The 14,918-nt window shown below is 69.1% G+C and carries 12 protein-coding genes; 5 read left to right on the top strand and 7 right to left on the bottom strand.

Going from position 1 to position 14,918, the window contains the following annotated elements; genetic code table 11:
* Positions 1–37 precede the first annotated feature (37 nt).
* Together ACFT32_RS26205 and ACFT32_RS26210 are read right to left on the bottom strand one after the other, a co-directional pair.
* Positions 38–850: an Fpg/Nei family DNA glycosylase gene (locus tag ACFT32_RS26205; protein ID WP_382493744.1), complete on the bottom strand. Its 813-nt coding sequence runs from the start codon at positions 848–850 to the stop codon at positions 38–40.
* 740 nt (positions 851–1,590) lie between these two features.
* Positions 1,591–2,088 (bottom strand): ribose-5-phosphate isomerase, encoded by a 498-nt coding sequence (locus ACFT32_RS26210; protein ID WP_382493747.1) that lies wholly within the window; start codon positions 2,086–2,088, stop codon positions 1,591–1,593.
* 279 nt (positions 2,089–2,367) lie between these two features.
* On the opposite strand from ACFT32_RS26210, the gene ACFT32_RS26215 reads away from it, so the two are divergent.
* A complete protein-coding gene (locus ACFT32_RS26215; protein WP_382493750.1) occupies positions 2,368–3,858 on the top strand; it encodes an amino acid permease in 1,491 nt (496 codons plus the stop codon).
* A gap of 108 nt (positions 3,859–3,966) precedes the next feature.
* Here ACFT32_RS26215 and ACFT32_RS26220 read toward each other — a convergent pair whose 3' ends face one another.
* Positions 3,967–6,261: a protein kinase gene (locus tag ACFT32_RS26220; protein ID WP_382493753.1), complete on the bottom strand. Its 2,295-nt coding sequence runs from the start codon at positions 6,259–6,261 to the stop codon at positions 3,967–3,969.
* A 195-nt stretch (positions 6,262–6,456) separates the two neighbouring features.
* On the opposite strand from ACFT32_RS26220, the gene ACFT32_RS26225 reads away from it, so the two are divergent.
* Complete coding sequence (locus ACFT32_RS26225; protein ID WP_382493756.1) at positions 6,457–7,200, top strand: hypothetical protein; 744 nt, start codon at positions 6,457–6,459, stop codon at positions 7,198–7,200.
* Positions 7,201–7,308: 108 nt separating this feature from the next.
* On the opposite strand, the gene ACFT32_RS26230 is transcribed toward ACFT32_RS26225, so the two are convergent.
* Entirely contained in the window at positions 7,309–7,887 is a 579-nt protein-coding gene (locus tag ACFT32_RS26230; RefSeq protein WP_382493759.1) for a biotin transporter BioY, read from the bottom strand.
* A gap of 402 nt (positions 7,888–8,289) precedes the next feature.
* Between ACFT32_RS26230 and ACFT32_RS26235 the strand changes: the two genes are divergently transcribed.
* A complete protein-coding gene (locus ACFT32_RS26235) occupies positions 8,290–9,672 on the top strand; it encodes an amino acid permease (RefSeq protein ID WP_382493760.1) in 1,383 nt (460 codons plus the stop codon).
* On the opposite strand, the gene ACFT32_RS26240 is transcribed toward ACFT32_RS26235, so the two are convergent.
* The 3 genes from ACFT32_RS26240 to ACFT32_RS26250 form a co-directional block, all read right to left on the bottom strand.
* Positions 9,673–11,856 carry a tetratricopeptide repeat protein gene (locus ACFT32_RS26240; protein WP_382493763.1) on the bottom strand — a complete coding sequence of 728 codons (2,184 nt, stop codon included), beginning with the start codon at positions 11,854–11,856 and terminating at the stop codon, positions 9,673–9,675.
* Positions 11,853–12,272, bottom strand: coding sequence for a hypothetical protein (locus tag ACFT32_RS26245; RefSeq protein ID WP_382493765.1), 420 nt, complete (start codon positions 12,270–12,272; stop codon positions 11,853–11,855). Before ACFT32_RS26245 ends, ACFT32_RS26240 begins: the two co-directional genes overlap by 4 nt.
* 77 nt (positions 12,273–12,349) lie before the next feature.
* Entirely contained in the window at positions 12,350–13,591 is a 1,242-nt protein-coding gene (locus ACFT32_RS26250; protein WP_382494650.1) for an RNA-guided endonuclease InsQ/TnpB family protein, read from the bottom strand.
* A 104-nt stretch (positions 13,592–13,695) separates the two neighbouring features.
* Here ACFT32_RS26250 and tnpA point away from each other — a divergent pair, with 104 nt between their 5' ends.
* Positions 13,696–14,127 carry an IS200/IS605 family transposase gene (gene tnpA, locus ACFT32_RS26255; protein ID WP_382493767.1) on the top strand — a complete coding sequence of 144 codons (432 nt, stop codon included), beginning with the start codon at positions 13,696–13,698 and terminating at the stop codon, positions 14,125–14,127.
* Positions 14,128–14,245: 118 nt separating this feature from the next.
* Positions 14,246–14,893, top strand: a complete 648-nt coding sequence (locus tag ACFT32_RS26260) for a superoxide dismutase (RefSeq protein WP_328338728.1) — start codon at positions 14,246–14,248, stop codon at positions 14,891–14,893.
* Positions 14,894–14,918: the final 25 nt, after the last annotated feature.

Below are 14,918 nucleotides of genomic sequence, written 5' to 3' on the forward strand. Positions count from 1 at the left end.
TTCAGGGGGTTCCTCAGGGGGTTCCTCAGGGGGTTCCTCAGGGGCGGCCTTGGCAGGTCGGGCACCAGAAGAGGTTGCGGGCGGCGAGGCCGGCGGTGCGGATCTCGCCGCCGCAGAGGTGGCAGGGCTGGTTGGCCCTGCGGTAGACGTACACCTCGCCGCCGTGGTCGTCCACGCGGGGCGGTCGGCCCATCGCCTCCGGGGTGTGTTCCGGGCGGACGGTGTCGATGCGGTTGTTGCGGACGCCCTCGTGCATGAGCTCGACCAGGTCGGTCCAGATCGCGTGCCACTCCGGCGGGGTGATGTCCTTGCCGGTGCGGTACGGGTCGATGCGGTGCCGGAAGAGGACCTCCGCGCGGTAGACGTTTCCTACGCCCGCGATGACCTTCTGGTCCATGAGGAGGGCGGCGATCGTCGTACGGCTGCGGGCGATACGGCGGTACGCGGTGTCCGGGTCGGCGTCCTCGCGGAGGGGGTCGGGGCCGAGGCGGTCGTGTATCGCCTGCTTCTCCGGGGGTGTGATCAGGGCGCAGGTGGTGGGGCCCCGGAGGTCGACGTACGCGGTGTCGTTCGCCAGGCGGAGGCGGACGGTGTCGGTGGGTGGGGGTGCGGGGGCCGGGCCGAAGGTGACCTTGCCGAAGAGGCCGAGGTGGATGTGGATCCAGTCGGTGTCGCGGAAGCCGAGGAAGAGGTGTTTGCCGTGGGCTTCGGTGTGGGTGAGTTCCGTGCCGGTGAGGATGGTCGCGGCGTCGGTGAACTTGCCCTGGGGGCTGGTGGTGTCGGGGGTTGTGCCGAGGAAGGCGGCGGCGTAGTCCTGGGCGAGGCGGTGGATGGTGTGGCCTTCTGGCACGGGTTCTCCTGTGATCGTCGCCGCGGGGTTTCGTCCTGGCCGGAGCTTTCCCACCCGCCCACCCGAAGCAGTTAGTCAAGAGGATGAGGTCGAAGGGCATCGGGGCTCCGCCCCGAACCCCGGCGGGGACTGCGTCCCCCGCACCCCTCGCGGGGCTCCGCCCCTGCACCCCACCGGGGGCTGCGCCCCCTGGACCCCGCCGAGGCTGCACCCCTGAGACCTGCCGGGCTGCGCCCCTGAGACCTGCCGGGGCCGCACCCCCTGAGACCCGCCGAGGCACCCCCCCCTGAGACCTGCCAGGGCCGCACCCCCTGAGACCTACCGAGGTAACCCCCCTGAGACCTACCAGGGCCGCACCCCCTGAGACCCGCCGAGGCACCCCCCCCTGAGACCTACCGGGGCCACACCCCCTGAGACCTACCGAGGTAACCCCCCTGAGACCTACCGGGGCCACACCCCCTGAGACCTACCGGGGCCACACCCCCTGAGACCTACCGAGGCACCCCCCCTGAGACCTGCCAGGGGCCACACCCCCTGGTCCCACAGCCAGGGGCTGAGCCCTGCCCCGTGCTGGGCTCGAGCCCTGGAGCTGCGACCGACTCGGCCCTGGTCTCGCAGCGCGCCTGAGTCGTGCCCGAGTCGAGGTCGCGGCGGAATCGTGTGGGGCTTGCGCCCCAGCTGTAGCTCGAAGCCGCAGGTCGGGGCTGGGTCCGCCCAGGAACGTGCTTGGTGTCAGGCGCTCAGGCGTCGGGGCCCTGCTGAGGGTGGTGAGAGGGGATGGCAGGGAGCGTGCCCGTCGTTTCGTATGCGTCGAGCATGTCGATTCGGCGGATGTGACGTTCGTCACCGGAGAACGGCGCGGCGAGGAACTTCTCGACGAAGGCCGTCGCTTCGTCCTGCGAGTGCATGCGCGCGCCCACGGCGACGACGTTGGCGTTGTTGTGCTGGCGGCCGAGGGCCGCCGTCTCCTCGCTCCAGGCGAGGGCCGCGCGGACGCCCTTGACCTTGTTCGCCGCGATCTGCTCGCCGTTGCCGGAACCGCCGATGACGACGCCGAGCGCGTCGGGGTCCGCGGCCGTCCGCTCCGCGGCGCGGAGGCAGAAGGGCGGGTAGTCGTCCTGGGCGTCGTAGATGTGCGGGCCACAGTCGACGGGGTCGTGACCCGCCGCCTTCAGCCAGTCGACGAGGTGGTTCTTGAGTTCGTAGCCGGCATGGTCCGAGCCGAGGTACACGCGCATGGGACGAGTGTGACACGGGTGTTTCAGGGAAGGCGCGCGGGGTGGCGCTCATGAAAACGTGAGGCGAATGTGAGCCGCATTACGGAACCTCAGGAAAACCTCAAGTAACAATCTGGATTCAAAGGTTCTCGAAAACGTTCGCCTCAGATTCACTGGACCGGCTCGTACACCCGCTCGTACGAGGACCCGTACACCGTCATGCCGCGACACACCCCGTTCGTACGGCTGGTGCGGCTCCGTACGGAAGAACAGCTCCCCGGCGCAAAGGAAATCCGTTCCATGACCTCGCAGCCGACACTGAAGACGACCGGAAACGACCCCGGAGGACCCGGAGAACCCGGCGGCGGCTCCGGACTGCAGGCCGGGCTCAAGAACCGGCATCTGTCGATGATCGCCATCGGCGGTGTCATCGGGGCCGGGCTCTTTGTCGGGTCCAGCTCCGGTATCGCCACCGCAGGCCCCGGCATTCTCCTGTCGTACGCCCTCGTCGGCACGCTCGTGGTGCTGGTGATGCGGATGCTCGGTGAGATGTCCGCCGCCAACCCGACCTCGGGTTCCTTCTCCGCGCACGCCGACCGCGCGCTCGGCCCCTGGGCCGGTTTCTCCATCGGCTGGCTGTACTGGTTCTTCTGGGTCGTGGTGCTCGCGGTCGAGGCGACCGCCGGTGCCGTGATCCTGGAGGGCTGGATCCCGGCCGTGCCGCAGTGGGCCTGGGCCCTGATCGTGATGCTGGTGCTCACCGCGACCAACCTGGTCTCCGTCGGGTCGTACGGCGAGTTCGAGTTCTGGTTCGCCGGGATCAAGGTCGTCGCGATCGCCGCGTTCATCGTCATCGGTGGGCTTGCCGTCTTCGGGCTGCTGCCCGGCGTGGACAGTGAGCAGGCCGGGTTGAGCAACCTCACCGAGCACGGGGGCTTCCTGCCCCATGGCGCCGGCGCGATCCTCACCGGTGTGCTGCTGGTCGTCTTCTCCTTCATGGGCAGCGAGATCGCCACCCTGGCCGCCGGTGAGTCCGAGAACCCGCAGCAGGCCGTCACCAAGGCCACCAACAGCATCATCTGGCGAGTCGGCGTCTTCTACCTCGGTTCGATCTTCGTCGTGGTGGCGCTGCTGCCGTGGGACAGCAAGTCCATCACCGACGACGGCTCCTACGTCGCCGCGCTCGAATCTCTCAGCATTCCGCACGCCGGTCAGATCATGAACTTCATCGTGCTGACCTCGGTGCTGTCCTGTCTCAACTCCGGTCTCTACACCGCCTCCCGCATGGCCTTCTCGCTCGGCCAGCGCGGCGACGCGCCGAAGTCCTTCGCCCGCACGACCGGCAACGGTGTGCCGCGGACGGCGATCCTCGCCTCCGTCGCGTTCGGCTTCGTCGCGGTCTTCTTCAACTACAAGTTCCCGGACTCCGTCTTCCTCTTCCTCGTGAACTCCAGTGGCGCGGTCGCCCTGTTCGTGTGGCTGGTGATCTGCTTCTCCCAGCTGCGGATGCGGAAGATCATCCAGGCGGAGGCACCGGAGAAGCTCGTGGTCAAGATGTGGCTGTACCCGTATCTGACCTGGGCGACGGCCGGACTGATCGTGTTCATCCTCGGCTACATGCTCACCGACACCGAGCACGACGGCCGCAAGACCATTCTGCTGTCGCTGCTCGTCGCGGCCGTGGTGCTCGTCATCGCCTTCGTGAAGCACCGGGGCAGCGGTCGTCGGGGCGCCGACGCCGCGCAGATCCAGGTGCCGGAAGAGGGCCGGGACGAGGTCTCGGCCGGCTGACCGGCGGGCGCTCGCCTCTTCGTTGTGCGGGGCCTGCGGTGCGTGTCCTCTTTCAGGACGCGCACCGCAGGTCCCTTTTTGTATCCCTTCTTGTATCTCCTTGTGTCCCTACAGCACCGTGAAGCTGTCCTTGACCTTCTCGTATGTGCGCAGGGCCTCCTCCTCGATCCCCGACTGGTACCAGGTGTTGATCTGGTACGACTTGCCGCCCACGTTGAAGCCGAGCAGACGGGCGTGCCAGCGGACGCCCTCCAGCGTGAAGGTGTACTCCCAGACCACCGCCGGGTGGCCGCGGAACGTCGTCTCCTCCAGGCGGACCTTGCGGTAGTCCTGGCCCTGGTGGGCGTTGCGCTCCGAGGTCTGCCAGGTCTCCAGGAGGTCGCCGCGGGCCAGGGCCGACTTGCCGACCAGTTCCTGGGCGCCGTCCGGGGAGGTGTAGTGCACCTCCGCGCCCGTCTTCACGTCCCGCCGCCAGCCGTCCGGTGTCGCCCAGGCGAACCCGCCGGCCTCCCGGTGCGTGCCCGGCGGCAGGCTCTGCGGCCGGGAGGTGCCTTCGACGGTGGGTGTGGATTTGGGTGTCGGGGCAGTGGTGGGGGGTGCGGAGGCCGAGGAGCCTGCGCGGGTGTCCTTGTCGTCCGGGGAGCCGGACGACGTCGCCAGCAGGATTCCCACGACGGCACCCGCGGTCGCGACCGTGGCCGCCGCGGCGGCGAGCATCGTACGGCGGTGACCTGCGCGGGGGCGGGACACGGCCGGGACGGCGGGGCCGGGGAGTTCGCCCGGCGGCATCGGCGAGGGCGGCGGCGCGGGGTGCGGGCGGCACTCGGTGGCCGCCTGTGCGCGGGTAAGGGAAACGGGGCTCGGGCGGGGGGTGGTGGTGGCGGCACGGCTGTCGGAACGGACCGCGTGCGGCTGCGCCTTCGCGGCGGCTTCCGTGGTGGGAACGGTCGTCGTGGCCGTGGCCGTGGGGTGGTCGTCGGGGCGTGGGCGCGGGGTCGCGTTCAGGACGGGGGCGGGTTGGCGGGGGTCCTGGGGCGCGAATTGCGCGTGGGCCGGGGTGGGTGATTGCGATGGGGTGGGGGCGGTGAGGGGTGGTGGCGCCGTGGTCGGGGCCGGTGTCCGGGGCTCCGGTTCCGGGGCGGGTTGCTGGTCGTGCACGGGCTCCGGTTGCGGGGCGGATTGCGGGTATTGGACGACGGGCTCCGGTTGCGGGGCAGGGTGGTGGTCCTCCCACGGCTCCCGTTCCGGGATGGGTTGCTGGTCCGGTTCCGGGGTGCGTTCCGGTGCAGGTTCCGGTTCCGTGCCCGGGTCCAGCCTCGGTTCCGGTTCCGGTTTCGTGTCCGGGTCCGGCCTTGGTTCAGGCCGCTCCGGTGCCCGGTCCTGACGCGGAGCAACCGTCGCCGCGTCCGGTTCGGGTTCCGGTTCCGGTTCCGGTTCTCGTTGTGGCCGTTCTTGCTCAAGCCCCCCTCCCCCCAAGGTCTCCTCGAGGCCCGGCGTCCCCCACCCCACCGACACCGTCGGCGTCGGGACCGGGAACGCCACCGCTTCCAGGGCCGTTTCCAGGTCGTCCAGGGTCGGGCGGGTCGACGGGTCCTTTTTCAGGAGGGCCGTGAGGATGTCGCGCAACGGGCCGGAGGCGGCGGGGAGTTCGGGCTCCTCGTAGAGGACCGCGTGCAGTGTTGCCAGCGTGGTGTCGCGGGTGAAGGGGGAGCGGCCGCCCAGGGCCGCGCAGAGGGTCGCACCGAGGGACCAGTTGTCGGAGGGCGGGCCCTGGGGGCGGCCGGAGATGCGCTCGGGGGCCATGTAGTCGGGTGAGCCGACCAGCATCCCGACCATCGTGAGTGCCTTGGCGTCCTGGATCGCGGCGATGCCGAAGTCCGTGAGGACGACGCGCCGTTCGTGGGAGCCAGGGCCCGTGTTCTGGCCGGAACCCGTGCCGCCGCGGCGTCCTGGTCCGGCCGGTCCGGCCGGTCCGGCCGCGTTCTCCACCAGGACGTTCCCGGGCTTGATGTCCCGGTGCAGGACCCCCCGCGCATGCACCTGACGGAGCGCCGCGACCAGGCCGAGACCGATCCGGGCCGTCTCGCCGGGGCTCAGGGGGCCGTCCTCCGCGAGGATCCGTTCGAGGGAGCGGCCGGCCACCAACTCCATGACGATCCACAGGCGTTCGCCCTCGTCGACCACGTCGTAGATCCGTACGACGTTGGGGTGGTCGATCCGGGCCGTGGCCCTGGCCTCGCGCAGGGTGCGCTCGCGGCGCGTCCTGTTGTCCTCCGCGTCGACACCGTCGATCCGCATTTCCTTGACGGCGACCGGCCGGTCGAGCATTTCGTCGGCCGCTCGCCACACCCGCCCCATTCCCCCCTGGCCGATACTTTCGACCAACCGATAGCGCCCCGTCACCAATATCCCTGGAACACCGCCGCTTTTCGCATTCCCCGGCAATTCGCTGCACCCCCTCCACGACGCCGCGACCGCATCCAGTGAAACACAACGGTCACACTTCGCGCCGCACCAGGATAGTGCGGCGAAATCTTGTGGTACCTCTTTCAGTGCTGCGAATTCAGGCGCAGCCAGGGGGACACAAGGGGGGCGAACATGAGTTCTCGTCGTACGGCCGTGGCCGTGGGGCCGCTGGTCGCGGCATCATTCTCGGCGGTGCTGATCCTTTCCGGCACCGCCGGGGCGGAGGACGGAGGACCCGCAAGCAGCGAGGGTGGAAAGGTGGTTGACGAAGCGCCGGCGGGGGTGAAGCTCACCACGCTGCTGCCCGAGAAGATCTCCATCGACAACGGTTCGAAAAAGACCGCGATTACCGCCACCGTGAAGAACACGGGAAGCAAGGACAGCGGGAAGATCAGGCTGTTGGTCGTCGGATTCGACGGGCTTGTGGTCAAGAACGTCGAGGGCTGTTCCGCGATACCCGAGAACGGCCTTCCCGAGGGATCGAACAGCGGTTTCGCCTGCGCCGTCGACAATCTCGCGGCCGGTAAGTCGAAGTCGTACGCCGTCGACGCGACCTACGACCTGAGCAAGGCCGGGAAGATCTGTCTGCCCGTCCAGACCGGCGACGGGAAGAAGACGTTCTGGCAGCAGGGCCCGGTGCCGTTCGGCACGAACAACCCGTCCCCGGACGCCCCGGCCACGCCCCTGCTGCTCGGTACCGACAACAAGCCGGTGTCCCCGGGCGGCAAGGAGTCCCCGGGCGGCAAGGAGCTGGCGGAGACCGGTCCGGTACGCGATCTGCTGCCGTTGGGCGCCGCCGGTGCGGCGCTCCTCGCGGCGGGCGCGGCCGGAATGTGGTGGTCCAGCCGGCGGGTGCCGGGGCGTCAGGAAAGCTGAACCGGCCGCGACGGCACCAGGAACGGAACGGCGCCGTGACGCGCGAGAGGCCCGCCGGACCGAGGGAAACAGCCCCTCCCGGCGGGCCTCTCGTGCGCGACCGTCGCGTCAGCGCTTGTCGGCGAACTTCCAGGCCGTCGGCAGCGCCCCCATCGCCAGCGCCGCCTTCAGCGCGTCGCCGATCAGGAACGGCGTGAGGCCGGCCGCGATCGCGGCGGTGGCGGACATGCCGGTGGAGAGGGCCAGGTAGGGGACGCCGATGGCGTAGATGATCGCCTCGCCCACCAGCATCGTGCCCGCCATGCGCAGCATCGAGCGGTCGGCACCACGGCGGGCCAGGGCGCCCACGACGGTGGCGGCGAGGATCATGCCGAGGATGTAGCCGAAGGAGGGCGCGACACCCGAGGTGCCCTGCGCGAACCACGGCACGCCCGCGACGCCCGCCACGGCGTACAGCGCGAGCGCGAGGAGGCCGCGACCGGCGCCGAGGGACGTGCCGACGAGCAGCGCGGCGAAGGTCTGGCCGGTCACCGGCACCGGGGAGCCCGGCACGGGCACCGAGAGCTGGGCGGCGAGGCCGGTGAGCGCGGCGCCGCCGAGCACGAGAGCCGCGTCCCGGACACGAGAGGAGGGGAGCAGGTCGGCGAGGACCTGTCCGGTGCGGGCGGGGACGGCGGCGGTGCTCATGGGGACTCCGCGAGAGTGAGGGTCGGTCGGGACACGGCGACGCTATCCCAGCGCGCTCGCACTGATCACCGTCAGCGCTCGACAAAGGCACGAGCGCCCGGTTGGTTGGCTCCTGACAAAAGGTGTGCGCTACACCGGGCATGACGTGATGCCGGTCACGGTGGCAGCGAGGGTTCGGTCACGGACTCGGCGGTGAAGCGGACTGTAGGGTTTCGCCAAATGCCCGCCAGGACGGGTGCCGATGGCTTCCGCGAAGGGAGTCCACCCTCCGTCCCCGGGACCTCACGGCGTGCGTTCCAGTTGTCCGCATGCTGGACATCCCTCCTCCCGGGCGAGGGGACCGCCCAGACTGGCGGCGTTTTTGCCCTCTCTCGCCTCTCACGCATTGGACGAGCCGCGCCCATGCCCAGCACCACCACCGGGACGCCGCCCAGCACGGACGACGCCTCCCTCGCCCATGGCCTGAAACAGCGCCACCTGTCGATGATCGCCCTAGGCGGGGTGATCGGCGCCGGTCTGTTCGTCGGCTCCGGTGCGGGCATCGCCGCCGCCGGCCCGTCGATCGTGGTCGCCTACGCCCTCTCCGGTCTCCTCGTGATGCTGGTGATGAGGATGCTCGGCGAGATGTCGGCCGCGTATCCCTCATCGGGTTCGTTCTCGGCGCACGCCGAGCGGGCGATCGGCCCCTGGGCCGGGTTCACCGCCGGGTGGGCGTTCTGGGTGCTCCTCTGTACGGCCGTCGGCCTGGAGGGCATCGGGGCCGCGAAGATCGTCAGCGGCTGGCTGCCGGGCACCCCGGAGTGGGCGTGGGTGGCGCTGTTCATGGTCGTCTTCTGCGGCACGAACCTCGCGGCCGTGAAGAACTTCGGCGAGTTCGAGTTCTGGTTCGCGGCCCTGAAGGTCGGCGCGATCACCCTGTTCCTGGCGCTCGGCGTCCTGGCGATCGCCGGCGTCCTGCCCGGCACGGACTCGCCGGGCGCCAGCCACCTGACCGACTTCATGCCGAACGGCGGCGAGGGCCTCGTCATAGGCCTGCTCGCCTCGGTCTTCGCATACGGCGGCCTGGAGACGGTCACCATCGCGGCGGCCGAGTCGGAGAACCCCGTCAAGGGCGTGGCGAGCGCGGTCCGTACGGCGATGTGGCGCATCGCGCTGTTCTACGTCGGCTCGATGGCCGTCATCGTCACCCTGGTGCCGTGGGACTCCAAGGAGGTCGTCGAGAAGGGCCCGTACGTCGCGGCCCTGGACGAGCTGGGCATCCCCGGCGCCGGGCAGCTGATGAACGTGGTCGTGCTGGTGGCCCTGCTGTCCGCCATGAACGCCAATGTCTACGGCGCCTCGCGCATCGGCTACTCGCTCGTGCAGCGCGGCCAGGGCCCGAAGGTGCTGGGCCGGGTCTCGGGCGGGGTGCCGCGGATCGCCGTACTGGCGTCCTCCGTCTTCGGGTTCCTGTGCGTGCTGCTGAGCTACTGGCGGCCGAACGACGTCTTCGCCTGGCTGCTGAACATGATCGGCGCGGTGATCCTGGTCGTCTGGATCTTCATCGCCGTCTCACAGCTGCGGCTGCGCCGCCGCCTGGAGCGCGAGACGCCGGAGAAGCTGGTCGTACGGATGTGGGCGTTCCCGTGGCTGACATGGGTCGCCCTGGCCGGTATGGCCGCGGTCTTCGTCCTGATGGCCCGGGAGCCGGACACGCGGGTGCAGTTGTATTCGACGGGCGCGATGACGCTGGCGCTGGCGGCCGTCGGATACGCGTGGCAGCGGGCCAGGACTGACGGAAATTGATCAGCGGCGGGCGTCGGCCTGCCATTCGATGAGCCACTCACGGTTGTCCACGATGAACGGGTGCTCGGATCCGAGCACCCGTTCGCGGCGCTCGATCACCTCTTGGAGCGTCGCGACAGCCTCGTCAAAGCGGTGCAGCCCGTGGGCAATTCGAGCGATAAGAGACAGCGCGGCGAGACTCACGGGGTGATCAGCCCCTTGGAGGCGTATGCGGTCGTCCAGCACTCGACGAGCCAGCGGCTCGGCGTCCTCGTAACGCTCTAGGACCCGAAGGCCTTCTGCGTAGTTGTGCCGGACGATCAGGGTCGTCAAGTGGTCCGAAGGCAGGACCCGCTCGCAGGCATCAAGGAGCTCACCGGCCTCGTGAACGAACTCCTGCTCCTTTCCTACATGTGGGAGCAGTTCGATCATATTTGCCCAGGTGTACAGCGTCTCCGGAGCCTCCTCCCCCAGCACACGTCGCTGCCCCTCCAAGGCCCGTCGAGCCCAGAGCTCGGCTTCCGCGCCCCGCCCCGTCAGGAATAGCGGCCATGTCAGGCCGTAGCAAGTGCGCAACGTGTCAGGATGGTCCGGCCCCAGGACGAGTTCGCGACTACCGATGACCGAGCGGTGCAACGCCTCCGACTCGGTGTAGTGCCCCATCCGGTTGAGAGCCATGGCCTCCACGTGACGAGCATCCAGGGCGATCGGGTGCTGCGAACCCATGGCTGTCTCGCTACGCTGCGCAACCCCGGGAGCGAGCTCCAAGGCAGCTGAAAAGTCCCCTGAGTCGAACACCTGCCATACCGTTCGCACCGCCAACGCGACAGTCTGCTCGCTCGGCGCCCTCTCCAACAGCTTCATGACATGCGGCGTGAGCACAGCAAGTCGGTTCATGGTCCCGGCCTCAGCGCCCCTCTTGGGCAGAGCAACTTTCAACAACTCGGCTGCCGTATCCGTCAGGACGAAGCGCTGCCCCTCCGGCACCCCTGCCGCCACGCTGTCCAACAACACTCCATGCGCCCGCACGCACCTCTCCCCGTCCGCCTCGACGAGTTCGGCCAGCGAGTGATCGAGCAAAGAACGCAGGGCGGGCTCCAACTTCACTGCTGTCAGAGCGGGTTCCAGCCCTTCGACCACGACCTCACCCCGAGCTACCGGCACGAGGACACTCAAGGGCACCGGATCCGCCGCCAGGAAGGACAGCAGCCGCAACAACGTCGTCGCCTCCGGCAACCCCTGTATCCTCAGCGCGTCCAGGGACAACTGCCATGTTCGGCCCACCAGATGGCGTGCCTGCCCGCCGCTGTATCCGGCCGCGCCCCCGTCCACGATCGCCGTCGACTCCTCTCCGAGCTTGCGGTCGTACTCGTCCATGGACCACGACTCCAGAAGTTGATGGGCAAGATGGGACCCGGCCAGCGTGAGCGCGAGGGGCAGACGCCCCAAGCTCTCGGCCACCTTCCGTGCCGACTCCATGTCCCCCGCGTCCGGTGCCAGGTCGCACAGGACCTGGGCCGCGTCCTCCAGCGGCAGGAGGCCCAGCGCATGACGGTTCACCCCTGGGCCGCGCCACAACGGCGACGTGGCGTGGCGAGTCGTGACCAGCACCGTCCCGCACCCACTCGCCCGCAGCCACGCCCCGTCCTCCAGGACCGTCGGGTCGTCGGCGTTGTCGAGGACGAGTAGCCAAGGCTCGCTGGAGTGGTCGAGGTAGTGCCAGACCAGGTCTGCCGCCGCCCGCTGGCCCGCCGCCGCGGCTGCCAGCTCGCCGGTCGCCGCACCCCGGTCGCCCGCGACCGCCAGCATCCCGGCGCGCAGGGACATCCTCTCGGACGCGTTCACCCAGAAGCCGATACGGCCCCCTGCGCGCACAGCCTCCGTGAACAGCCAGTACGCCAGCGCGGTCTTCCCGCATCCGCCCATGCCGTGCACGACATGCACCTCGCCACCAGGACCGGCGAGGGCCGCGCCGAGCAGTGCGCGCAGTTCCTCGCGGTTGCGCAGAATGCCCGGCGCGCGGCCGACCAACGGCATCCGCACGGAGTCCGGCCCGGCGGCCCCCGCCGGGGGCACGACCTGGCGTCCGAAGAGCGGTCCGCCGGCGCCGGTGTCGTAGTGATGGTGGTGTTCCTCTATGTACTGATCGCCTGAGGTCTGGAAGACCCGCCCCTGCCCCGAGGCCCGGGCGCCGAGTTCGCTCATCGTTCGGTGATGTGCTGGTCGCGTCCAGCCTGGTAGACCCGGCCGCTGCCGGAGGCCTCGGCGCGCAGCCGGACGTCCACCGTCGTGTGGGTCTGAGGGGGCTCGGGGTTCAACTCGGCGAGGATCCGGCGGAGTTCGTCGGCCACCTCGGGCCTCGCGACCAGGAGGCGGCGCAGCCTCGCCTGCCATTCGGCGGTGAGCTCGGCCTCGGTGTCGGTGTCTCCCGACTCGCGGGCGAGGAGCAGGTCCTCGCGGGTGGCCTCGAGTTCACCACCCACGGTGTCGGCGCGGTCGGGCTGGAAGCGCTGCCACAGGGCGAGAACTCCCTCGCGCGTGGACTCCCAGGCCTGGGTCGCCATCAGCGTCACCATCGTCGTGCCCGCCGTCCTGGCGAGCTCGGCCATCTCGGGTCCCACGGCATCCCCCCTGTCGCGTACACACCGATGTTGAAGTGCTCTCCTCGCCTTCGCAAGCTCAGGAAGGAGATTCCCACCTACCTTGCGGTGGCGGGCTTGACGCCACGAGTGCGCCTGACGACTGCCCTCCCGGCAGCCGGGACGAGCGCGTGGCCCATCCGGTACAGGTGCAAGATGTTCCGGGCCGCGTTCCAGTCGGCGTTCGCCTCGAAGCCGCAGTCCGGGTTCTTGCACACGAACGTGGCCTGGTCTTCCCGGCTGCCGGGCGTGATGAAGCCGCAGGCGGAGCAGCGCAGGGAGGTGTTCGGGGCGGGGACCTTGTGCAGGGTGCCGCCGTATCGGGCGGTCTTGTACGTCAGCATCATGACCGTGCGGCCCCATGCCTCCTGGGCGATGGAGCGGTTGAGTCCGGCCTTCTGCGCGACGTTCTTTCCCGGTTCCATGATGGTGCCCCGAGCGGACTTGACCATGTTCGTGATGGTGAGCTGTTCGACCACGACGGTGCCGTAGGTGCGGGCGATACGGGTGGTCGTCTGATGCTGCCAGTCGGTGGCTCGGCGCGTGGCTCTTGCGCGGAGCTGTTTGATCTGGTCGTAGGTGTGCTTGAGCCGGTTGGAGTGGCGCTCTTTCGGCTTGCGGAAGCCGTTGCGGTGCGCGGCCCGGCGCTCCAGCCGGATCAGCTTGGCCTTCTCGCTGGGGTTCAGCCACTTGTCCCGGTCGGCTGTCCCGTCGAGGAGGCGGGCGGGTCGGCCGTGGTCTTGATGGTTACCGTCGGACAGGGCCAGGGGCAGGTTCACTCCGGCGTCGATACCGAGGTCCGGCCCTTGATGCGGTTTCGGCTGGGGCTGAAGGGTCTGGATGCGGAAGGCGATGTGCCAGCCGAGGTCGTCCTTGATCAGCCGGGCGCCTGTGATCCGGTTGTCCTTGTTGGCGCGCTTGCCGACCGGGAGATCTTTGGTCCAGCGGAAACGGACTCGGCCGATCTTGGGAATGTTGACCATGCCCCAGCGCCGGTGGACCCGCTTGATCTGCAAGTCCCGGCCCTGCGGGATGTCCACGGACATGGCCGTGCGCATACGGGATTTGAAGTTCGGTTCGCCGACGCGGCCGTCCCAGCAGTTCTTCCACGCCTGGACGTAAGTCTTGAGGACGGCCTGAGCGGCCTGCGCGGGAAGGACCGCGTACCAGTCGATCTCCTTGCGGGCCTGCCGGAGCGTGGCGTCCATACGGGCAAGGGAGCGTTGGCATCGGGGCGTCATCGTCCACAGATCGTGGAGCTGGTTCCACATCGTACGGGCCGCGTGGGCCTGCGCGTCCATGAGCGCGTCCTGTGCAGACGTCGCGTACAGGCGGGCACGGTGCCCGAACTGCCACTTCTCCTGCACACGCTGAGTGCTCACACGCTTACTCTATCATTTGGTTTATGTCGCCTCGCTGGATTCCGAACCCCGATGTCCGCACCGGACGTCACGTAGCTTCCAACCTGCATGTCCACTTGGTTTTTGTCACGAAGTACCGGCGGAGTGCCATGACCGACGCCATGCTCACCAGGTGCGAGGAGATCATGCGGGAGGTGTGCGAGGACTTCGAGGCGGAGCTGAAGCAGTTCAACGGCGAGGACGACCACGTGCACCTGCTGGTGCACTACCCGCCGAAAGTCCAGCTCTCCAAGCTGGTCAACTCCCTCAAGGGTGTGTCCGCCCGGCTGCTTCGCAAGGAGTACGACTCCCACGTCCGCCGGCATCTGTGGGGCGGTCACTTCTGGTCCGGGTCCTACTTCGCCGGCTCCTGCGGCGGCGCACCCCTGACCGTCGTCCGCCAGTACATCGAGAACCAGAAACGCCCCGCGAGCTGAGGACAACACTGCCGAACGCATTCACGCAACGCTTGCGACCCTCCCACCCCCGCCGTCTTGATGCTGCTAGCCTGCACTTGCAAGCTAATTGCAATAAGAGGTTCGAAGGGGTCCTGCCTTGCCGGTCTACACGTTGCCCGAGCTCCCGTACGACTACTCCGCGCTCGCCCCCGTGATCAGCCCCGAGATCATCGAGCTGCATCACGACAAGCACCACGCGGCGTATGTGAAGGGCGCCAACGACACGCTGGAGCAGCTCGCGGAGGCGCGGGACAAGGAGACCTGGGGGTCGATCAACGGGCTGGAGAAGAACCTGGCCTTCCACCTTTCCGGGCACATCCTGCACAGCATCTACTGGCAGAACATGACCGGCCCGAAGGACGGTGGCGGGGAGCCGCTGGCCGCCGACGGCGTGGGTGAGCTCGCGGACGCGATCACCGAGTCCTTCGGCTCCTACGCGAACTTCAAGGCGCAGCTGACCAAGGCCTCCGCGACCACGCAGGGGTCGGGCTGGGGCGTGCTCGCCTACGAGCCGCTGAGCGGGCGGCTGATCGTGGAGCAGGTCTACGACCACCAGGGCAACGTCGGCCAGGGCGCCACCCCGATCCTCGTGTTCGACGCCTGGGAGCACGCCTTCTACCTGCAGTACCGCAACCAGAAGGTCGACTTCATCGAGGCGATGTGGCAGGTCGTCAACTGGCAGGACGTGGCCCGGCGTTACGAGGCCGCCAAGTCCCGTGCGGACGTGCTGCTGCTGGCCCCCTGAGGCCGCCGCCCGCAGCATGAAGCGT

It is taken from the genome of Streptomyces sp. NPDC057002 (assembly GCF_042673825.1).
Taxonomy (GTDB): domain Bacteria; phylum Actinomycetota; class Actinomycetes; order Streptomycetales; family Streptomycetaceae; genus Streptomyces.

Excerpts from the sequence above, each read along its gene's own strand:
- ACFT32_RS26210 (WP_382493747.1), bottom strand. The coding sequence starts at position 2,088 with ATGCGCGTGTACCTCGGCTCGGACCATGCCGGCTACGAACTCAAGAAC.
- ACFT32_RS26215 (WP_382493750.1), top strand. The coding sequence starts at position 2,368 with ATGACCTCGCAGCCGACACTGAAGACGACCGGAAACGACCCCGGAGGA.
- ACFT32_RS26225 (WP_382493756.1), top strand. The coding sequence starts at position 6,457 with ATGAGTTCTCGTCGTACGGCCGTGGCCGTGGGGCCGCTGGTCGCGGCA.
- ACFT32_RS26230 (WP_382493759.1), bottom strand. The coding sequence starts at position 7,887 with ATGAGCACCGCCGCCGTCCCCGCCCGCACCGGACAGGTCCTCGCCGAC.
- ACFT32_RS26235 (WP_382493760.1), top strand. The coding sequence starts at position 8,290 with ATGCCCAGCACCACCACCGGGACGCCGCCCAGCACGGACGACGCCTCC.
- ACFT32_RS26240 (WP_382493763.1), bottom strand. The coding sequence starts at position 11,856 with ATGAGCGAACTCGGCGCCCGGGCCTCGGGGCAGGGGCGGGTCTTCCAG.
- ACFT32_RS26250 (WP_382494650.1), bottom strand. The coding sequence starts at position 13,591 with ATGGACGCGCAGGCCCACGCGGCCCGTACGATGTGGAACCAGCTCCAC.
- tnpA (WP_382493767.1), top strand. The coding sequence starts at position 13,696 with ATGTCGCCTCGCTGGATTCCGAACCCCGATGTCCGCACCGGACGTCAC.